16 protein-coding genes and 1 tRNA gene are annotated in these 20818 nt (G+C 65.3%); 11 read left to right on the top strand and 6 right to left on the bottom strand.

Annotation, left to right across the window (positions count from 1 at the left end; all coding sequences use genetic code 11):
- Positions 1–525 precede the first annotated feature (525 nt).
- Positions 526–2166: an iron ABC transporter permease gene (locus tag P0086_RS24885; protein WP_275790777.1), complete on the bottom strand. Its 1641-nt coding sequence runs from the start codon at positions 2164–2166 to the stop codon at positions 526–528.
- Between the two features lie 179 nt (positions 2167–2345).
- On the bottom strand, positions 2346–5957 hold the full coding sequence (locus P0086_RS24880; RefSeq protein ID WP_275790776.1) for a PAS domain S-box protein: 3612 nt from the start codon (positions 5955–5957) through the stop codon (positions 2346–2348).
- A gap of 233 nt (positions 5958–6190) precedes the next feature.
- On the opposite strand from P0086_RS24880, the gene P0086_RS24875 reads away from it, so the two are divergent.
- Both P0086_RS24875 and P0086_RS24870 read left to right on the top strand, forming a co-directional pair.
- Positions 6191–6640 (top strand): phasin, encoded by a 450-nt coding sequence (locus tag P0086_RS24875; protein WP_112609404.1) that lies wholly within the window; start codon positions 6191–6193, stop codon positions 6638–6640.
- Between the two features lie 166 nt (positions 6641–6806).
- A tRNA-His gene (locus P0086_RS24870) sits at positions 6807–6883 on the top strand.
- A 340-nt stretch (positions 6884–7223) separates the two neighbouring features.
- Here the strand turns inward: P0086_RS24870 and P0086_RS24865 are convergent.
- Entirely contained in the window at positions 7224–8105 is an 882-nt protein-coding gene (locus tag P0086_RS24865; RefSeq protein WP_275790774.1) for a LysR family transcriptional regulator, read from the bottom strand.
- Between the two features lie 119 nt (positions 8106–8224).
- On the opposite strand from P0086_RS24865, the gene P0086_RS24860 reads away from it, so the two are divergent.
- The 3 genes from P0086_RS24860 (at position 8225) to P0086_RS24850 (ending at position 12007) form a co-directional block, all read left to right on the top strand.
- Entirely contained in the window at positions 8225–9721 is a 1497-nt protein-coding gene (locus P0086_RS24860) for a CoA-acylating methylmalonate-semialdehyde dehydrogenase (RefSeq protein WP_275790772.1), read from the top strand.
- A 131-nt stretch (positions 9722–9852) separates the two neighbouring features.
- Positions 9853–10944 carry a DUF898 family protein gene (locus tag P0086_RS24855; RefSeq protein ID WP_275790771.1) on the top strand — a complete coding sequence of 364 codons (1092 nt, stop codon included), beginning with the start codon at positions 9853–9855 and terminating at the stop codon, positions 10942–10944.
- Positions 10934–12007 (top strand): M48 family metallopeptidase, encoded by a 1074-nt coding sequence (locus tag P0086_RS24850; protein WP_275790769.1) that lies wholly within the window; start codon positions 10934–10936, stop codon positions 12005–12007. The genes P0086_RS24855 and P0086_RS24850 overlap by 11 nt, the downstream gene beginning before the upstream one ends.
- Positions 12008–12052: 45 nt before the next feature.
- Here the strand turns inward: P0086_RS24850 and P0086_RS24845 are convergent, their stop codons facing one another.
- Positions 12053–13033 carry a Fe(3+) ABC transporter substrate-binding protein gene (locus P0086_RS24845; RefSeq protein ID WP_275790781.1) on the bottom strand — a complete coding sequence of 327 codons (981 nt, stop codon included), beginning with the start codon at positions 13031–13033 and terminating at the stop codon, positions 12053–12055.
- Positions 13034–13258: 225 nt separating this feature from the next.
- On the opposite strand from P0086_RS24845, the gene rirA reads away from it, so the two are divergent.
- Entirely contained in the window at positions 13259–13723 is a 465-nt protein-coding gene (gene rirA, locus P0086_RS24840; RefSeq protein WP_112599192.1) for an iron-responsive transcriptional regulator RirA, read from the top strand.
- A gap of 80 nt (positions 13724–13803) precedes the next feature.
- Here the strand turns inward: rirA and P0086_RS24835 are convergent, their stop codons facing one another.
- Both P0086_RS24835 and P0086_RS24830 read right to left on the bottom strand, forming a co-directional pair.
- Entirely contained in the window at positions 13804–14211 is a 408-nt protein-coding gene (locus tag P0086_RS24835; RefSeq protein WP_112599190.1) for a response regulator, read from the bottom strand.
- A 198-nt stretch (positions 14212–14409) separates the two neighbouring features.
- Positions 14410–15081 carry a LuxR C-terminal-related transcriptional regulator gene (locus P0086_RS24830; protein WP_148188171.1) on the bottom strand — a complete coding sequence of 224 codons (672 nt, stop codon included), beginning with the start codon at positions 15079–15081 and terminating at the stop codon, positions 14410–14412.
- Between the two features lie 420 nt (positions 15082–15501).
- On the opposite strand from P0086_RS24830, the gene P0086_RS24825 reads away from it, so the two are divergent.
- From P0086_RS24825 to P0086_RS24805, 5 genes are all read left to right on the top strand, one after another.
- Positions 15502–17097: an ABC transporter substrate-binding protein gene (locus P0086_RS24825; protein ID WP_112599187.1), complete on the top strand. Its 1596-nt coding sequence runs from the start codon at positions 15502–15504 to the stop codon at positions 17095–17097.
- A 97-nt stretch (positions 17098–17194) separates the two neighbouring features.
- On the top strand, positions 17195–18199 hold the full coding sequence (locus P0086_RS24820) for an ABC transporter permease subunit (protein ID WP_112599185.1): 1005 nt from the start codon (positions 17195–17197) through the stop codon (positions 18197–18199).
- A gap of 12 nt (positions 18200–18211) precedes the next feature.
- Positions 18212–19129: an ABC transporter permease subunit gene (locus tag P0086_RS24815; RefSeq protein WP_112599183.1), complete on the top strand. Its 918-nt coding sequence runs from the start codon at positions 18212–18214 to the stop codon at positions 19127–19129.
- Positions 19129–19983 (top strand): ABC transporter ATP-binding protein, encoded by an 855-nt coding sequence (locus tag P0086_RS24810; RefSeq protein WP_112612334.1) that lies wholly within the window; start codon positions 19129–19131, stop codon positions 19981–19983. The genes P0086_RS24815 and P0086_RS24810 overlap by 1 nt, the downstream gene beginning before the upstream one ends.
- Complete coding sequence (locus tag P0086_RS24805) at positions 19980–20807, top strand: dipeptide ABC transporter ATP-binding protein (protein ID WP_112612335.1); 828 nt, start codon at positions 19980–19982, stop codon at positions 20805–20807. The genes P0086_RS24810 and P0086_RS24805 overlap by 4 nt, the downstream gene beginning before the upstream one ends.
- The last annotated feature ends 11 nt before the right edge of the window (positions 20808–20818 follow it).

Raw genomic sequence — 20818 nt, 5'->3', positions numbered from 1 at the left:
TGCTGTTGTGATTTGGAACCATTCTGCCGGAGCAGCTTTTCGTCAGGGCAGAGGTGAGCGACGAAGGGCATACCGGAAGGTACGTTCGAGGCGCTCGCCTCTGCCCTGACGAAAAGATGCCCGGCCCTTCGGGTTGGTTGAAGCGAGCCGGCTGATGTGCCGGCCGGCTTGGCCGTATGCATTGGCTACGACGCGCGCCGGCCGGCACATCAGACGGCGTCGCTTGAACCAACAGAATTGTTTCCAAGTCACAACAGCACGCTCTAAATAAGCCACTGGCTGCGTTAACGAATTTCGGCCGGCCGAATTAACCAAATTCAACGAGATGTGAACGGTCGTGACCGTTCCGGTGCCGCCGGGTAAGGATTTGTTAAGGTGGAAACGGCCATGGTCGGTTCGACTTGAGCGCGTCCAATGCGAGGACGTACCGGCGGTCCGCCGCCTCGATGGCATGACGTCTTACCCTGACGCTTTAGTTGGACAGCATCGAACTTTCTTGAGGGCGGCCGCAAGGTCGCCCCTTTTTTATTGGCCGCCGTTGGTTGCGTTCAGCGAGCGCGACACGAGGAACACCGGAATCAGCCCGGCCGCGACGATGATGATCGCGGCGACCGAGGCGTCCTCCACCTTGGCCCGGGAGGCATCCTCGTAGACGAGTGTCGCGAGCGTGTTGAAGTTGAAGGGGCGCAGCATGATCGTCGCCGACAGCTCCTTCATCGCTTCGATGAAGACCATCAGCGCCGCGGTCAGCGTGGCCGGCCGCATCATCGGCAAGAGCACGCTGCGCAGCGTCTGCGCGCTTGTGCGCCCGAGCGTGCGGGCGGCCATGTCGAGATGTGGCGACAGCTTATGGAAACCGGCGTCGATCGTGCCCTCGGCCATCGTGAGGAAGCGCACGGTGCAGGCGTAGACGATCGCGACCCCGCTGCCGGTCAGAAGCAGCCCCGTCGAGAAGCCGAACCACTCGCGCGTGAACGACGCCACCACATTGTCGAAGCGGGCGAGCGGAATGAGAACGCCCATCGCCAGCACCGTGCCCGGCACGCCGTAGCCGAACGAGGCCAGCCGGCCGGCAAGCGTGGTCAGCGGCGACCGCGTCGCGCGCGCGGCATAGGCCAGCAGGAACGCCAGGAGCACGGCGACGCAGGCCGTGCAAAACGAGATCAGGACGCTGTTCCACAGCGCCGAGAGCAGGCGCAGCGAGGCGAACTGGTCGAGCCGGCGCATCGCGTAGGATCCCAGCACCAGCACGGGGATGGCAAAGCCGAGCGCCGGCGGGAGCAGGCAGGCGGCGACCGCCGCCCAGCGCTTCCATCCCTTCAGCCTCAGGCGGACGGAATCGGCCACGGCCGCCGTCGTCTTGTTGTTGGTGAAACGCTGCCTGCGGCGGGCGGCCCGCTCCACCAGCAGCAGGACGGCGACGAAGGCGAGCATGATGCAGGCGATCTGCGCCGCACCCGCCAGGCTGCCCCGGTTGAGCCAGGTGTCGAAGATCGAAAACGTCAGCGTCTGCACGCCGAGATATTCCACCGCCCCGATGTCGTTCAGCGTCTCCATGGAAACGAGCGTCAGGCCGACCATGATCGCCGGGCGCGCCATCGGGATCTGCACCCTGGCGAAGACCTTGAGCGGCCCGGCGCCGAGCGTGCGCGCCACGTCGGCTGCCGCGCGTCCCTGCATCAGGAACATCGCTCGTGCCGCCAGATAGACGTAAGGGTAGAGGACGCTGGCCATCACCAGGATCGCACCGCCCGTCGTGCGCACCTCGGGAAACCAGTAGTCCCGGCGCGTCGCAAATCCGAACGCGGCGCGCAGCGCGGTCTGCACCGGGCCGGTAAAGTCCAGGAACTGCCCGAACGCATAGGCGGAGAGATAGGACGGAATCGCCAGCGGCAGCACCAGCAGCACGGTCAGCAGCCGGCGCAGAGGAAACTCGCAGCTCGCCGTCAGCCAGGCCGTGAGCACGCCCGTCACCGCGGTCGCCGCCGCGACGCCCGCCAGGAGCACGAGCGTCCGCAGCGTGGCGCGCGGCAGGACGTTGCTGATCAGGTGCGGCCAGTCATCGCCCGATCCGCCGGCGGCGATCATCAGGATGGCGATCAGCGGCATCAGCACGATGGCGGCGGTGAAGAGGGCGGCGCCGACAAGCGTGCGGTGCGCCTTCATGCCCGGTCTGCGGGAGGTTGCGAGATGGGCAAGGCGGGAAAGTGCCTGCAATGCTGTCGTCCTCTCGTCCGCCCGGCCCGCGACGGCCCCGTCGTCGCCGGACGCTTCGACGCTGCGCCTGGGCGTCGCGCTGCGGTTGCCTGCGCGGTGGCTCACCGCCCTGCACTAGCGCAATCGCCTCACACTGCCAAGACGCGCGGGGAGGGAAAGGTGACTTCGACGAGCGTGCCTTCGTTCGGGCTGGAACTGATGGCGAAATGCGCCCGGTTGGCGTCCACCATCGCCTTGGTCAAGGGCAGCCCGAGCCCGGTGCCGTCGCCGCGCTTGCGGGCGCCTGTCGTCACCTGCCGGAACGGCTTCATCGCCTGCTCCAGTTCGCTGCGCGTCATCCCCACGCCGGTGTCCCGGATGCGGAGCACGACGCTGCCGTTGCTCTCGTAGGACGTCGAGACGACGATCTGTCCGCCGGAGGGCGTGAACCGGATCGCATTCGCCAGGATGTTGAGCGCGATCTGCTTGATCGAGCGCAGGTCCGCCACCACCGGCGGCACGGAGGTCGACAGCGACGTGCGGATGATCACCCGCTGGCCGTTCGCCTGCGGCTGCACCAGCGACACGGCCTCCGACACGGTCTCGTTCAGGCCGACGGCGGTGAAATCGAGCTCCATCTCGCCGGCCTCGATCTTGGAGATGTCGAGCAGGTCGTTGACGATGTCGAGCACATGCCGCCCGGAGCGGCCGATGTCGTTGGCATATTCGACGTAGCGCGGATGGCCGATCGGTCCGAAGCGTTCGCCGGCCATCATGTCGGAGAAGCCGATGATGGCGTTCAGCGGCGTGCGGATCTCGTGGCTGACGCGGGCCAGGAACTCGCTCTTGTGGGCATTGGCGGTCTCGGCTGCGCGCTTGGCGTTGCGCAGTTCCTCCTCCGTGCGCTTCCACTGCGTGATGTCGCGGATGACCGCGCAGTAGCCGCTCGAGGAGGAAAGACGTCCCATCGTCATGAACAGCGGAATGAACCCGCCGGATGCCTCGCGGCCGATCACCTCGCGGCCGTCGTTCAGGACACTCGCGACCCCATGCCCGGCAAGCCCGGCGAGATAGTCGATCACCGCCTTCTGGCTCTCGTGCGCGAAGAGGATGGCGAAGGGCTTTCCGCGGATCTCGTCCTCGTCGTAGTTGAAGAGGGCGCTGGCCGAGCGGTTGATGGAGCGGATCTCGCCTTCCTGGTCGACGACCACGACGCCGTCCGTCGCGGTTTCCAGGATCGAGCGCAACTCGCTCGCCTCGTCGCGCAAAGCGGCAAGCGCCTCGCTTTCGTCGTCCTCGGGCGCCCTGTCGCCGATATCGGTGGCGGCTTCGTTCGCGGCCGGGGCCGGCGATGCGACCGGCGAGAGCGCCAGCATCAGCGCGGTGCCGCTCTCCCATCGCACCGACTGGAGCCGCGCATTGACGGCCATCGGGCTGGTGGCGTCCGCATGCCGGAGCAGCATCGTGCCTTCGGGCGCTCCGTCTTCCGCCCCGGGGCGATCGAGCAGGGCCTCGAGACCGCCGGCATCTTCCAGTTCCTCCAGCGAGCCATAGCCCGTCAGGCCCAGGAACTCCGGGTTGGCGTGGATCAAGAGGTCGCCGGCGTGGATCAGGAGCGCCACGGGCAGGGCATCGACGACCGATGCCGTCAGCCCGTAGTCCATCGCCGTCCGCGGCCCGGTGATCGAAACACCCTTGGCCGGAACGTCGTCCGCATGTTCGCCGACTTCGAGGCCGGGGATCTCGTCGCGATCCTCCGGTGCGGCATCGGCGGAGGCCGCCGTCCGCCCGTCGTCGACATCGTCTCGTTGCGGCTTCGCGTCAGTCGATGGCGCAACGTCGCCGGGGGCAGCGCCACTGCCGACCGGGGTTGCGGGCAGGTCGCCGGATCGCCGCTTGCCGAAGGTTTCGCCGAGCTGGCGGGCGATCTCGCGGAAGGCGGCCTGCTCGCCGCTCGTCAGCGCGCCCACGCCGCCGCGGCGGTCGTCCAGCTGCACGACCTTGCCGGAGTGCTTCCGTGCGGAGGTATCGACCAGCCGCAGCGCCGGGCGCTCGCCGCGGAAGTCGTCGTCCGGATGAATGCCGGTCTCCGCTTCGGGCGTATCGTCTCGTCGCGCACTACTGGTCGCATCGTCGCTGGTCGCCGCGGTGTCTATGCGCGCATCTTCGGGGAGCGGAGCCTCTGCCTCGGCTTCCTCCGCCAGGAGTTCGTCCAGCACCGGCGGGGCAGCGGCGGTATCGTCGCCGACCGCGGCGGCTTCGGCCTGGCCCGGAGCTTCGGCTTCCGCCTGTGCTGCGGCTGCCTCCGCTTCCGCCTTGGCCGGCCCTGCGATCGCAAGTCCGAGCGCGTGCTCGTCCTCGATCGCGTCGGCCGTCCGGACGATGCCGAACCCGCGAAAGCCGTCGAATTCGCGGCTGCGGGAATAGGTCGGAAGGGCCGCGAGATCGACCGGCACGCGCAGGCCCGTCCCCTCGACCGGCCAGTGGATCGTCTTGCCCGACCAGGTGTCGCGCCGGCGCAGCAGCTCGGCGATCGTGCCGTCCCTGTCGAAGTCGAAGCGTTTCGCCACCTCGGTGAACGGCAGGCCGATGACGTCGGCCGCATGCGCCCCGACCACGTCGGCAAATTCGCCCGAGAGTTCGCTGAAGTGCCCTTCCGCATCGATCTTCCAGACGAAGCGGACCGGGCGCGAGGCCCGCCCGAACGGACCGGACAGCCCGGCGTCCCGATCGGCCGCCGTAGCCGACGGCGCCGGTTCGGCCGCCGTATTCAAATCCGCATCCGTCCTGGCCGTGTCGGTCTCGTCCGGAGCTTCCGCCGTGTCGCGCTCGGTAACGGGCGCGCCGCCGGCAGCGGTGTCTGCGGCGTCCGGTTTCTCTTCGGCCGAAGCGGTGGCCCGAGCGCCGTCCGGCAGGTGCGCCGCCGGGGCATGCGCGTCGGCGTCGTCTGCGGTGTCGTTGCCGGCCGGCCCCGGCGCGCCCATCTCGCTGCCCGGGATTGCGGCCGCGGCGCTTGCAGGGAGCGCCGTCTCTGCGGGCACCGGCTGCTCCATCTCGGCTGCGGCGGTCGCGTCCTGATCCGCGTCCATGTGGCCGAGAATGGTTTCGACCGCGAAGAGCAGGTTGAGGGCGGGATCCGTCGAGATCCGGCCGAGCGCTGCCGGCAGCAGGCCCTTGCCGGTCGGGACCGGGCGCTTCACCAGCCCGTCGGTCTCCCGTCGCGCCGCAGCGACCATCCGCCGCCGCGCGTCCTCGCTGATGCCGAGGGCCGCAAAGCCGGACGATGCGGCAAGGATGCCGCCATCGCCGTCGAGCACGGCCATGTGCGTGTCGGGATCGTCGAAGCCGCCGAGAAGCGAGGCCGCGCGCTCGGCCAGGGGCTCGTGCTTGCCGGCGGCCGGCGTGCTGAACAGGACCGCATCCTGCCCCGGCGCCAGCGTGATGCGCTCCACATGGGCGCTGACCGGCAGGCCCCGATAGCCGGTGCCGATGCGAAGCAGGAGATTGCGGCCGAGCCCGCTGTGCCCAAGCTGCCGCGCGGCGGTCTGGAGCTGGCGGAACACCACGTCGCCTTCGGGCACGGGCGCATCGAGGAAATCGTAGATCGAGCCGTGGCCGAACAGTGCCGCACCGCGGCCGTTGCTCCACAGGACCTGCCGCATGTCGATCGAGAACAGAACGACGGCTTCGCCGCGAGCGAACGGCAGGCGCACGCGCTCGTGGACGGCGACATCGATGAAGGGGTACTGATGAGCGGACATCGGCAGCCTGACACGGGTTGACGGCGGCCACCGCCGCACGCTTAACGCTTTATTAATAGCGGCGCGTCGGCGCAGGGTCCAGCTTGACGCCCGGAGCGCTCCCCGTCTTTCCGGCAGCAGGGTTAACATTGTGCGTCGCACAATTATGTTGCATTGCACAATAGGATCGTATATAAGCAGTTCATCACCATAGAACGGCGCTCATGACGAGGGCCGAACCAAGGACGATCGAAATGGCAACCAAGAAGACTGATGACGTATTTTCCTTTGCCGCATTCGACCCGGCAAAGGTAACCGAGAGCTTCCGCGACTTCGCCGAGAAGGGCGCCGCCCAGACCAAGGAAGCCTATGCCAAGCTGAAGACCGCCACCGAGGACGCGACCAAGGTCGTCGAGGCGACCCTCGAAAGCGCCCAGGCCGGCACCGTCGAGCTCGGCCTGACGGCCATCGACGCGCTGCGCACCAATGCCGAGAACTCGCTGTCGCACATGGAAGCGCTGCTCGGCGTGAAGTCCGTGTCCGAGCTGTTCGAGCTGCAGACCGCCTTCCTGCGCAAGCAGGCCGAGGTCGTGGTCGAGCAGGCCAAGACGATGCAGGAAGCCACCCGCAAGGTTGCCGAGAAGGTCGCCGAGCCCGGCAAGTCTGCCGCCGAAAAGGCGCTGAAGACGTTCAAGGCCGCCTGATCGCGCCGACGTCGCCCGGCCGAGCGCACCGCCGGCAGGGCAGGGGGAATGCCAAAAAGGGCTGGACGCATCGTCCGGCCCTTTTTAGTATGCAAGAGGCAACAAGGGGCTTGCAATATCGGCATCGTCCCCGTATGTGAGCCCCCAAGCGCGGCAGCGCTCGTGTGCGGTTGTAGCTCAGTTGGTTAGAGCGCAGGTTTGTGGCACCTGAGGTCGTAGGTTCGATTCCCACCAACCGTACCATTTCTCTTTGAATCCTTGTTCCTTTCTTCCGTCGGTGCGCGCCTGCGCGCCGGAGGGCATTTGGTGCTGGCGACCGTCCATCCGCGTCCCGCCTCGGCATGAGACCGCATTTCCGGTCGGTTTACCATGCCGTTGCACCGGGCATTAAGGCTCCGGTCGCATATTAGTCGGGCTGCATGAGGCAGCGCCAACGACAACAAGGCAATGATATGCTTGATCTCTCCGTGCTGACCCCGCTCGTCATCGTTTCCGCGGCCGTCTACCTGTTCTTCCGCTGGGTGGTCTCCGACATGAACGAGCGCCCCTAGCCGCCCGCAGGATCGAAAGCGCGTCCCCGTTTCTAGACGAAGATCGACTGTTCGCTCTCGACGAGCTCCTGCACGAACGCCGTCACGGTGCGCACCCGCGCGAGGTCGCGGGCGCTCTCGTGGAAGGTGGTCCAGTAGGCGCGGCGGATGGTCGTGCCCGGCAGGATGCGCACGAGGTCGGGATCCTGCCGGGCGATGTAGTTGTGCAGGATGCCGATGCCGGCGCCCGAGCGCACGGCCTCCGTCTGGCCGGTGGCGCTGGAGATCTCGAAGGCGGCGTTCCAGTTGCGCATCACCTCGCCGGTGAAGTCGAGCGAGGCGGTGAACAGAAGGTCCTCCACATAACCGATCCGGCGATGATCCTTCAGCCCCTCGACATCCTTCGGTGCGCCCCGCTCGGCGAGATAGCCGCGGCTCGCATAGAGGCCGAGGGTGTAGTCGGTGAGCTTGGAGGAGACGAGACGGCCCTGGTCCGGGCGCTCGAGCGTGATGGCGATGTCGGCCTCGCGCTGCGACAGCGAGAAGGAGCGCGGCACCGGTACCAGCTGGATCTTCAGTTCGGGATGGCGCGCCGTCAGCTTTCCGAGCCGGGGCGCGAGAAAGGAGACGCCGAAGCCGTCCGGCGCGCCGATGCGCACGGTGCCGGCGACGGCGGCATCGATCCGGCCGATCTTCTCCTGCGCCGCCAGCATCTCGGTCTCCATCCGCTCGGCGGCATGCAGGAACACCTCGCCTTCCGCCGTCAGGTCACAGCCGTTCGTCCGCCGGACCAGGAGCCGCGTCTTCATCTCCTTCTCCAGCGCGGCGACCCGCCGGCTGAGGGTGGCGTGGTTGACGCCGAGGCGGCGGGAGGCCGAAAGCAGTTGTCCGGTGCGGGCCACCGCCAGGAACATGCGCACGTCGTCCCAGTTCATCGCTTCCCCTTCGCCAACCGTCAGGACTATAATTCCTGCACAACGGTTGCTTACATCAGGCGATTGAGTTGAGCAATTTGTAGTGCGATCATCGTTCCATAAACATCGGAGGATACCCCATGCGCGAGATCGGACATTTCATTGGCGGCAAGCATGTCGCCGGCAGGAGCGGTCGCACGGCTGACGTCTTCAACCCGGCGACCGGAGAGGTCCAGGCCAAGGTTGCGCTTGCGAGCGATGCAGAGCTCGCCGCAGCCGTCGAGGTCGCCAAGGCCGCCCAGCCCGCCTGGGCCGCGACGAACCCGCAGCGCCGCGCCCGCGTCTTCATGAAGTTCGTCCAGCTCCTGAACGACAACATGAACGAGCTGGCCGAGATGCTCTCCAAGGAGCACGGCAAGACGGTCGAGGATTCCAAGGGCGACATCGTCCGCGGCCTCGAGGTCTGCGAGTTCGTCATCGGCATCCCGCACCTCGCCAAGAGCGAGTTCACCGAAGGCGCCGGTCCGAACATCGACATGTACTCCATTCGCCAGGCCGTCGGCATCGGCGCCGGCATCACCCCGTTCAACTTCCCGGCCATGATCCCGATGTGGATGTTCGCGCCTGCGATCGCCTGCGGCAACGCCTTCATCCTGAAGCCGTCTGAACGCGATCCTTCCGTGCCGCTGCGTCTGGCCGAGCTGATGATCGAGGCCGGCCTGCCGGCGGGCATTCTCAACGTCGTCAACGGCGACAAGGCTGCCGTCGATGCGATCCTCACCCATCCCGACATCTCTGCCGTGTCCTTCGTCGGCTCGACGCCGATCGCCCGCTACGTCTACGGCACGGCCGCGATGAACGGCAAGCGCGCCCAGTGCTTCGGCGGCGCCAAGAACCACATGATCATCATGCCGGACGCCGACCTCGACCAGGCCGCGAACGCGCTGATGGGCGCCGGCTACGGTTCCGCCGGCGAGCGCTGCATGGCGATCTCGGTCGCAGTCCCGGTCGGCGAGGAGACGGCCAACCGGCTGATCGACAAGCTAACGCCGATGGTCGAAAGCCTGCGCATCGGCCCCTATACCGACGAGAAGGCGGATATGGGTCCGGTCGTTACGCGGGAGGCCCAGGCGCGCATCCGCGGCCTGATCGACCGCGGTGTCGAACAGGGCGCCAAGCTCGTCGTCGACGGCCGCGATTTCAAGCTGCAAGGCTACGAGGACGGCTATTTCGTCGGCGGCTGCCTGTTCGATCATGTCAGGCCGGATATGGACATCTACAAGACCGAGATCTTCGGGCCGGTCCTGTCGGTGGTGCGCGCGAAGAACTATGAGGAAGCCCTCGCGCTGCCGATGAAGCACGAATACGGCAACGGCGTCGCCATCTACACCCGCGACGGCGATGCCGCCCGCGACTTCGCCTCTCGCATCAACATCGGCATGGTCGGCATCAACGTGCCGATCCCGGTGCCGCTCGCCTACCACTCCTTCGGCGGCTGGAAGTCTTCCTCCTTCGGCGACCTGAACCAGCACGGCACCGATTCGATCAAGTTCTGGACCCGCACCAAGACCGTCACGAGCCGCTGGCCGTCGGGGATCAAGGACGGCGCCGAGTTCGTCATGCCGACGATGAAGTAAGCCGGGAAAAAACAACTTTGAAGTGCGGGCCCCGAGAGGGGCCCGTTGCTTTTGGAGGCTGACCCGGTAAAGGTCCACCTCCGTGCCATGACGCAATCGTCATGGGCCGGGGTGGGCATTCGGGGGCTGCAATGGCATTGGCAGAGGGGCCGGCAACACCGGCGGACGTAGGCACTTTTCATCGTTTCGCCTTCGCCGGAAAGGCGAAGGAATATTTCGGCATCTGGATCGTCAACGTACTTCTGACGATCGTCACGCTCGGCATCTATTCGGCCTGGGCCAAGGTCCGCCGCAACCGGTATTTCTACGGCAACACGGTCCTTCTCGGCCGGGCCTTCGACTATCACGCACGCGGCAAGCAGATTCTCATCGGCCGGCTGATCGTCCTCGGCGCCTTGATCGCGCTGAACATTATCGCCCAGCTGGTGCCGATCCTTGTGCTTCTGCCGACCGTTGTCGTCCTGATCGCGTTGCCCTGGCTGGTCGCCAAGGGCCTGCGCTTCAGCGCGCGGGTGACGAGCTATCGCAACGTGCGCTTCGATTTCGTCGGCGGGGCAGGCGGCGCATTCAAGGCCTTCATCGTCGGAAGCCTGCTCGCCGTTCTGACGCTCGGCATCCTGGCGCCGCTCGCAAGCCGCTGGGTGGCGCGCTATGTCGGCACGAACCTGCGCTATGGCGGCAGGGCCTTCGACACAGATCCGAAGCTCGGCGCGCTCTATCCCTCATGGTTCCTGTCGCTTCTCGTTGCCGTCATGGGACTGGCGATCGTGGCGGCCGTCGCTGTGGTCAGCCTGCCGTCGCTCCAGGGGATCTTCGAAGCAGGCGACAGCGCAACGCCGGAATCGCAATGGTCGATAATTGCCGTGATCGTGTTCGGCTATATTTCCCTGTTCGTCGTTTTTGGCATTGCCGGCACCGTCTATCGCGCAGGCGTGCGGAATGCCGTCTGGAGCTCGTCGACCTTCGAGCAACGCCATACGTTCCTGAGCGACGTCTCGCGCCGGCGCTACACCTGGATTGCGGTCTCGAACGTGATCGTGACCATCCTGACGCTGGGGCTGATGCGCCCCTGGGCGGCGGTGCGCATGGCGCGCTACCAGGCGGAGCACACCGGCGTGACCATCGTCGGCAATGTCGGGGAACTGATCGGCCGGATCGAGAGCCAGGGCTCGGCGGTTGGTTCCGAATTCATCGATTTCGAAGGGTTCGACTTTGGCTTCTGAGGAAAGACGCATCGCGCGCGGCGACTGGCATCCTGCGGGCGCCAGCAACTCGGCCGAGGCGTGGCTGGTTGAAAGCGGTGGCGCGCTGAGCGCCACCGCGATCGGAGACGCCGCGTCGCTGACCCCGCCTACGGACGCCGCCGAGATTTCCGCGCGCGTCGGCTCCATTCCGCGACGTGTCACCTTCCCCGATGGCTCGGTGTTCGAGACCTGGGACAACGACGGGATCGACGCCTACCTGGCGCGCAGCGGCAGGGGCGGGGCCGGGCTGGTCCATTGGCTGGAACAGTTCCGCCTGCGCCTTGCCGGCATCGTCGTGCTGGCCCTGCTGCTTGGTACTGCGGTCTATCGCTTCGGCCTGCCGGCTCTGGTCGAGCTCGCGGTCTGGGCGACGCCGCCGGTGGTGCCGGAACTGATGGCGCAGGGCACGTTGGAGACACTCGACCGGACGATGTTCTCGCCCACGGCCCTGCCCGATTCCACGGTGAAGCAGATAAAGGACGGTTTCGCGCGGATCGTCGCCGCTTCGCCGCGCGGCGAGGGGGGATACACGCTCTACTTTCGCGCCGGGGGGCTCATCGGGCCAAACGCCTTCGCCCTGCCGGACGGTACGATCGTCATGACCGACGAACTCGTCGAACTCGCTGGTGGCGACACCGAGATGCTGATGGGCGTTCTTGCCCACGAGATCGGCCATGTGGACCTGCAGCACAGCCTGCGCCAGCTCTACCGCGCCGCCGGAATTGCCGGTCTGGTCATGCTGGTCGCCGGCGATGTCGGCGCGGGCGCGGAAGACGTGCTGGTCGACGGCAGTGCGCTGCTAGTGCTGTCCTACTCGCGCTCGGCCGAGGCCGAAGCGGACCGCCATTCGGTCGAACTGATGCTGAAGGCCGGCTACGACCCGGCGGCGATCGTGCGCTTTTTCACCCTGATCGAGGAGAAGCTGGGGGATCGCTCCGAAACGAGCATGTTCTCGACCCATCCGGGCACCCCGGACCGCAAGAAGGCGATCCTCGACTATGCCGCGATCCTGAAGGGACAATCGGATCCGCACCTGCAATGAAAAACGGCGGCCACGCGGGCCGCCGTCGTTTCTGCCACGGCAGTGTTACTGCGTCGGCCCGTCGTTGTAGCCGACCTTGTCGACCAGCTCGGAGGCCTTCTTGCGGTTGGCGGCGATGTCGGCGAGCGGCAGGGTCGCCGGCTTGATGGTGCCGAAGGACTTGACGATGTCAGCGGGCTCCTTGCCGGGCATGACCGGATACTCGAAGACCTGCGCGGCATAGATCTCCTGCGCTTCGCCGGAGGCGAGGAAGTCGACCAGCTTCTGGGCGTTTTCCTTGTTCGGGGCATATTTCGCCATCGCCACGCCGGAGATGTTCACATGCGTGCCGCGGTCGTTTGCGTTCGGGAACAGGACCTTGATGGCGTTCGCCCAGTCCTTCTGCTCCGGTTCCTTCTCGTTGGTCATCATCAGGCCGACGTAGTAGGTGTTGCCGAGCGCCAGGTCGCACTCGCCGGCGAAGATCGCCTTGGCCTGGTCGCGGTCGCCGCCGTCGGGCTTGCGGGCCAGGTTGTTCTTCAGCCCCGTCAGCCACTTTTCGGTTTCCGCCTCGCCGTGCTCGGCGATCATCGAGGCGATCAGGCCGACATTGTAGGAATGCTGGCCGTCGCGGGTGCAGATCTTGCCCTTCCACTTCGGATCGGCGAGTTCCTCATAGGTGATGGTGTCCTGGCTGACGCGGTCCTTCGACGCATAGACGACGCGGCCGCGGGTGGTGAGCCCCACCCAGGCGCCATCCGGATCGCGGTATTGGGCGGGGATGTCGCTGTCGACCACGGCACTCTTGATCGGCTGCGTCACGCCGCCTTCCTTGGCCTCGGTCAGCCGGCTGATGTCGACCGTCAGGATGATGTCGGCCGGCGAGTTCTCGCCTTCCGCCTGGATGCGTTCGACCAGGCCCTTGTCGAGGAAGAGGACGTTCGTGGTGATGCCGGTTTCCTGCGTGAAGCGGTCCAGCAGCGGCTTGATCAGGTCCGGCTGCCGGTAGGAATAGATGTTCACCTCGCCGTCGGCCAGGGCCGGCATGGCGGTGCCCGCAGCGAGTGCGAAAGCGAGCGCAAACCGTTGGAGTTGGGTCACGAATGGTCCTCCTTATTTCTTTTCTGGATAAGTCACCTTTTAGGGAGCTATGGTCTCAAGTCAACACTTGGCCGGCCGCTAACATGAATTTGATTTTCCGCTTTTTTGAATTGTTCCAAACTGCGATCCATCCTATATGTAGGCCTCAAGCGAACGGATTCGGAGCCAGCAATGCGCCTGACGAAGCAGACTAACTACGCTGTGCGGATGTTGATGTACTGTGCGGCGAACGGGGAGAAGCTGAGCCGCATCCCGGAGATCGCCAAGGCCTACGGGGTATCGGAGCTGTTCCTCTTCAAGATCCTGCAGCCGCTGACGCGTGCTGGCCTGATCGAGACCGTGCGCGGCCGCAACGGCGGCGTGCGCCTGCCGAAGCCCGCCACCGAGATCACGCTTTTCGACGTCGTGCGGGTGACCGAGGATTCCTTCGCGATGGCCGAATGTTTCGAGGCCGGCGAGGTGGAGTGCCCGCTGGTCGACAGCTGTGGCCTGAATGCTGCTCTGCGCAAGGCGCTGAACGCCTTCTTCGACGTCCTGCAGCAGTACACGATCGACGATCTCGTCAAGGCGCGCCCGCAGATCGGGTTCCTGCTGGGGCTCGAGGAGACGGCGGCACAGCGCCAGCCGGCAGCCTGAAGAAGCGCTGCGGCAACACAGACAGAAGCCCGCTTCGGATGTTCCGACGCGGGCTTTTTCATGGCCGCCGACCGGCCGACCTACTGCGCGGCGCGGCTGTCCCGGTTGACGAATTCCTGGATGATGAAGCCGATCGCGGTCGGGTCCAGCTCCGCCTTGTCGATCCGGAAGTCGACGCCGTAGTCGTCGATGCTCTGGAAGTAGGCATCTGTGATCGAGGACGAGATCACGCCGATGGGGCCGATGTAGCCGCTATGCCGAAGCTCGGGCACGGTTTCGCGGAAATCCGCCTGCGGCTGGAGACGGTTGTCCATCAGGATCAGGTCGAGCTGCAGTTCTGCGGTCCGGATGAATTCCAGCGCGGCCTCCACCGTTTCGACGTAGTGCAGCTTGATCGTGACATTGGCGACCTTGCGCATCAGCGCCCGCATGATCACGTTTTCCGCGGGGTCGTCGTCAACGAGCAGGATGTTTACTGGAACGGTCATGACGAACTCGGGTTGATCCGGTGACGGATGCTGTTGTCAGGGCGCGAACTGGTGGCGGGTGCGTCGAAAATACTGGCCGAATTGTCGGTGTTCTTTTCATTTCCCCCCGGGCCACTCTGGTTCAGCCTGAGACGCTTCACAAGCCCCGCCCCTGCAATTGGCTGCCTCCCGCTACGTTACCCAAAGGATATTTGGTCGTCAGAGAATGATCTGCTCCCGGATCGCCTTTGCCACCATCTGCGTGCGGTTGACCACGTCGAGCTTCTTCAGGATCGTTGCCGTGTGCGAGTTGACCGTGTGTTCGGAGACGGAGACGATCAGGGCGATCTCGCTGGCGGTCTTGCCGTAGGAGATCCAGCGCAGGATCTCGGTCTCGCGCGGCGTCAGGCCCATGCCGGTCCGGACGGACAGGACGACACGGTGGAAATAGTCGAAGACGCAGTTGGCCTCGTAACAGAGCTCCATGTGCTGCTGGCGGGCGATGCCGCCCTCGTCGCCCAGGAAGATGACGGCATAGCGCGCCCCGGACACGGCCTGGAGCGGCACGACGACCGCGAGGTCGAAGCCGAGCTGGCAGAGGAGATTGTGCTCCGCGTCCTCTCCTTCCGTGTTCTCGTCCCGGGCGTGCCAGACCGTCGGGATGGCCGAGCGGCGCAGGCTCTTGTAGATGTCTGATTCGCTGAACCGGTGCCGCTTGTCGTAGGTCTCGGCCAGGCCGGCGGAAAGATCGTGCAGGACGAGCTTGCTGGCAAGGTTGCTGCCCTCCATCTCGGCTGCAACCTGGAGCACGCAGAAGTGCTCGAATCCGTAACGTAAGGCGATGCCGTGGAACAAGCGGAAGAAGTCGACGCGATTGAGAGCCTTGTCCAAATCGCCTTCGAAGTCATACCGACGATGATGCTGCGAGAGTGCGGCCACGCGGTTCCCCAGATTTCTGAGGCGAGTCTAGCGCCGCTGACGGTCTGGGCAAGACTTTTCGTGCCGCATTTGCCCTCTGCCAACGCATTTTTGCCGTTTTTCCGGATAGTCCGCGCGTCGCGGCTGCGAGGCGTTGAAAATGCCGGCCCCGGGCGGCGGTCGCCATGGCGTCCCGCGGGGCAAATCCGCTGAAATTGGCGCCGAAAAACCTGTGTTAGAGGATTTTTCTCTATTGTTTTACATTTGGATAAATTTATTAGCGGGCTTATTGCAATCCTGCGACAAATATCGTTCCATCCGCGCAAGGCCGGGGCCTGGGGTTCCCGAGACCGAAAACACGCGAAATAAAAAGCAAAATCTGGGAAGCACGCTATGAAAAAGCTGACAACTCTCCTTGCTGCGACCGCGCTCGCCTCCGTGATCAGCACGGCAGCCTGGTCCAAGACCTTCGTTTACTGCTCGGAAGCGTCGCCGGAAGGCTTCGACCCCGGCCTCTACACGGGTGGTCAAACCTTCGACGCGGCCGCGCACACGGTCTATAACCGCCTGGTCGAATTCAAGCGCGGCACGACCGAAGTCGAACCTGCACTGGCCGAGAGCTGGGAAATTTCGGCCGACGGCACCGAATACACCTTCAAGCTTCGCAAGGGTGTGAAGTTCCAGACGACCGAGTACTTCACGCCGACGCGCGAACTGAACGCCGACGACGTGGTCTTCTCGTTCGAGCGCCAGTACAAGGAAGACAATCCCTGGCACAAGTACGTGCCGGGTGCGTCCTGGGAATACTTCTCCGGCATGGGTCTGCCCGATGTCATCGACAAGATCGAGAAGGTCGACGACCTGACCGTCAAGATCACGCTGAAGCGCCCGGAAGCGCCGCTGCTGGCAAACCTCGGCATGCCCTTCATCTCGATCGTGTCGAAGGAATACGCCGACAAGCTGCAGGCTGAAGGCAAGATGGAACTGATGAACCAGCAGCCGCTCGGCACCGGTCCGTTCACCTTCGTCGCCTACCAGCCGGATGCCGCCATCCGCTACAAGGCCAACCCGGACTACTGGGGCGGCAAGCAGCCGATCGACGACCTGGTCTTCGCCATCACGACCGATGCTGCCGTTCGCGCGCAGAAGCTGAAGGCCGGCGAATGCCACCTGATGTCCTACCCGAACGCCGCTGACGTCGCCGAGCTGAAGGCCGATCCGAACCTGCACATCTCCGAGCAGGCCGGCCTCAACGTCGCCTACCTCGCCTACAACACGCTGGTTCCGCCGTTCGACAAGGTCGAGGTCCGCAAGGCCCTCAACATGGCGATCAACCGCCAGGCCATCGTCGACGCCGTCTTCCAGGGTGCGGCGACCGTCGCCAAGAACCCGATCCCGCCGACCATGTGGTCGTACAACGATGCCGTCGTCGACGACAAGTACGATCCGGAAGCGGCCAAGAAGATGCTCGAAGACGCCGGCGTCAAGGATCTCAAGATGAAGATCTGGGCGATGCCGGTTGCCCGTCCGTACATGCTGAACGCGCGCCGTGCGGCAGAACTGATGCAGGCCGACCTCGCCAAGATCGGCGTCACGGCCGAGATCGTCTCCTACGAATGGGCCGAGTACCTGAAGCTCTCCTCCGCCAAGGACCGCGACGGTGCGGCCATCCTCGGCTGGACGGGCGACAACGGCGACCCGGACAACTTCCTTGACACCCTGCTCGGCTGCGATGCCGTCGGCGGCAACAACCGCGCGCAGTGGTGCAACAAGGAGTTCGACGACCTCGTGACCAAGGCCAAGGCGACCTCCGACGTTGCCGAGCGCACCAAGCTCTATGAAGAGGCCCAGGTCATCTTCAAGCGCGAAGCGCCCTGGAACACGCTGGACCACTCGCTCGCCGTCGTGCCGATGAGCAAGAAGGTTTCGGGCTTCGTCCAGTCTCCGCTCGGCGACTTCGTCTTCGAAGGCGTGGACATCGCCGAGTAATATCGGTTAACGAGAAAGGCACGCCGCCAAGAGCGTGCAATGGCCGGCGGCTCGAAGAACTCGGGTCGCCGGTTTTCCAATAAGGGATTTGGCTCCCATGCTACGCTTCATTCTCGGACGGCTCGCCGTCCTGATACCCACGTTCATCGGGGTATCGATCATCGCTTTCTCGTTCATTCGTCTTCTGCCCGGCGACCCGGTCATGCTGATGTCCGGGGAACGGGTGATGTCGCCCGAACGCCACGCCGAACTGATGAGCCAGCTCGGCCTCGACCGCCCGATGTATCTGCAGTACCTGGATTACCTGGGCGGGCTCGTCACCGGCGATTTCGGCAGCTCGATCGTCACCAAGCGCCCGGTCCTCGACGATTTCCTGCAGCTGTTCCCGGCAACGCTGGAACTCTCGCTCTGCGCCATCATCGTCGCCGTCTGCCTCGGCATCCCGGCGGGCGTGCTGGCGGCGGTGAAACGGGGTTCCTGGCTGGATCAGACCGTGATGGGCGCAGCCCTCGTCGGCTATTCCATGCCGATCTTCTGGTGGGGCCTGCTGCTCATCATCTTCTTCTCCGGCTATCTCGGCTGGACGCCCGTCTCGGGCCGTATCTCGCTGATGTATTTCTTCCCGCAGGTCACCGGCTTCATGCTGATCGACAGCCTGCTCTCCGGCCAGGCCGGCGCCTTCAAGTCGGCCGTCACCTACCTGATCCTGCCGACGATCGTGCTGGCGACGATCCCGCTCGCCGTCATCGCGCGGCAGACGCGCTCGGCCATGCTCGAGGTGCTCGGCGAGGACTATGTCCGCACCGCCCGCTCCAAGGGCCTGGCGCCGCTGCGCGTCGTCGGCATCCATGCGCTGCGCAACGCGATGATCCCGGTGATCACCACGATCGGCCTGCAGGTCGGCGTGCTGCTCGCCGGCGCGATCCTGACGGAAACGATCTTCTCCTGGCCGGGCATCGGCAAGTGGATGGTGGATTCGGTGTTCAAGCGTGACTATGCGGTCGTTCAAGGCGGGCTTATGCTGATCGCCGGCGTGATCATGCTGGTGAACCTGATTGTCGATCTGCTCTACGGGTTGATCAACCCGCGGATCCGGCACTAGGAGGTGGCTGAAATGACTGCAATCCAAAGCAAGGCCGCCGACCCGAAGGTCGCCGAGGCCAAGACGCCGCCGTCCGGCCTTTCGGAATTCTGGTTCTACTTCTCGCGCAACAAGGGGGCCGTGATCGGCCTGGTGATCTTCCTGATCATCCTCTTCGTCGCGATCTTTGCGCCGTTCGTCGCTCCGCACAGCCCGAGCATCCAGAACCGCGAGCTGCTGCTCATGCCGCCGGTCTGGGAGCAGGGGGGCAGCTGGGGTCACATCCTCGGCACCGACGCCGTCGGCCGCGACATTCTTTCGCGCCTGATCTACGGCGCACGCTTCTCGCTCTTCATCGGCCTGGTGGTTGTCACGCTGTCGGTGATCTCGGGCGTGCTGATCGGTCTCGTCGCCGGCTATTTCCGCGGCCGGATCGATACCTTCATCATGCGCATCATGGATATCATCCTGGCATTTCCGTCGCTGCTGCTGGCGCTCGTGCTGGTGGCCGTGCTCGGCCCGGGCCTCTTGAACGCCATGATCGCGATCTCGCTCGTCAACCAGCCGCATTTCGTGCGCCTGACGCGCGCCGCCGTCATGACGGAGCGCACCAAGGATTACGTGGTCGGCTCGAAGGTCGCCGGTGCGGGCACGCTGCGGCTGATGTTCCTGACGATCCTGCCGAACTGCCTGGCGCCGCTGATCGTGCAGGCGACGCTCGCCTTCTCGGCGGCGATCCTGGACGCGGCCGCCCTCGGCTTCCTCGGCATGGGCGCACAGCCGCCCACGCCGGAATGGGGAACGATGCTCGCCGAGGCGCGCGAGTTCATCCAGCGCGCCTGGTGGGTCGTCACCTTCCCCGGACTTGCCATCCTCATCACCGTGCTCGCCATCAACCTGATGGGCGACGGCCTGCGCGATGCTCTTGATCCGAAGTTGAAGAGGTCGTGATGTCGCTCCTCCATATCGAAAACCTGGTCGTCGAGTTCCAGACGGCCTCTGGCCCCTTCCGGGCCGTGGACGGCGTCTCGCTCAAGGTCGATGAGGGCGAGGTGCTCGCCATCGTCGGCGAGTCCGGCTCCGGCAAGTCCGTCTCGATGCTTGCCGCCATGGGCCTTCTGCCCTGGACGGCGAAGGTCACCGCCGACAAGCTGCTCTTCAACGGCCGCGACATGCAGTCGATGTCGGATGCCGAGCGGCGCAAGATCATCGGCAAGGAGATCTCGATGATCTTCCAGGAGCCGATCGCCAGCCTCAACCCCTGCTTCACCGTCGGCTACCAGATCGAGGAGGTGCTGCGCGTGCACACCGACCTGAACCGGAAGGCGCGGCGGGAGAGGGCGATCGAACTGTTCCAGTCGGTCGGCATCCCCAACCCGGAGGAGCGGCTCGGCCACTTCCCGCACCAGATGTCGGGCGGACAGTGCCAGCGCGTGATGATCGCCACGGCGCTCGCCTGCAATCCGAAGCTCCTGATCGCCGACGAGCCGACCACGGCGCTCGACGTGACGATCCAGAAGCAGATCCTCGACCTTTTGATGAAGCTGCAGGCGGAGCACGGCATGGGGCTGATCATGATCACCCACGACATGGGCGTGGTCGCCGAGACCGCCGACCGCGTCATCGTCCAGTACAAGGGCAGGAAGATCGAGGAGGCCGACGTGCTGTCGCTCTTCCAGAACCCGAAGAGCGTCTACACCAAGGCGCTGCTGTCCGCCCTGCCGGAAAACGCCGTCGGCGGCCGGCTGCCGACGATCACGGAAAACCTCACCGACCAGCAGATCTTCGAGGGAGCCGTTCGATGACCCCTGTTCTCGAAGCGCGCAATCTCGTGCGCGACTACCACATCCCCGGCAGCCTCCTGAAGAAGAGCAAGACCGTCAACGCGGTCAAGGGCGTCAGCTTCAAGGTCGAGGAGGGCAAGACGCTCGCCATCGTCGGCGAGAGCGGCTGCGGCAAGTCCACGCTCGCCCGCATGGTGACGATGATCGACCCGGTCACCGCCGGCGAGATGCTGATCGACGGCCAGAAGGTGGACATCGCCGCCGACGGGCTGTCGTCCGAGATGCGCAGCAAGGTGCAGATCGTCTTCCAGAACCCCTACGGTTCGCTGAACCCGCGCAAGAAGATCGGCGACATCCTCACCGAGCCGCTGGTCATCAACACGAAGATCCCGGCCGGCGAGCGCCGCGACCGCGCCATGGCGATGTTGAAGAAGGTGGGCCTGGAGGAGAAGCACTATGCGCGCTATCCGCACATGTTTTCCGGCGGCCAGCGCCAGCGCGTGGCGATCGCCCGGGCGCTGATGCTCAATCCGCGCCTGCTGGTGCTGGACGAGCCGGTCTCCGCGCTCGACCTGTCTGTGCAGGCGCAGGTGCTGAACCTTCTGTCCGACCTGCAGGACGAGTTCCACCTGACTTACGTCTTCATCAGCCACGACCTTTCCGTCGTGCGCCACATCGCCGACGATGTGATGGTGATGTACTTCGGCGAGGCGGTCGAGTACGGCAGTCGCGACCAGGTCTTCGACAGCCCGCAGCACAGCTACACCAAGACGCTGTTCGCGGCGACGCCGCGCGTCGACGTCGCGGCGATCCAGGCCCGCCTCGAGCGGCGCAAGCGCGCCTAGGACGCCTGGCA

Origin of the sequence: Mycoplana sp. MJR14, from assembly GCF_029210525.1 — a bacterium.
In the GTDB taxonomy this organism is placed as follows: domain Bacteria; phylum Pseudomonadota; class Alphaproteobacteria; order Rhizobiales; family Rhizobiaceae; genus Mycoplana.
This window is presented reverse-complemented; position numbering and strand designations above follow the sequence as displayed.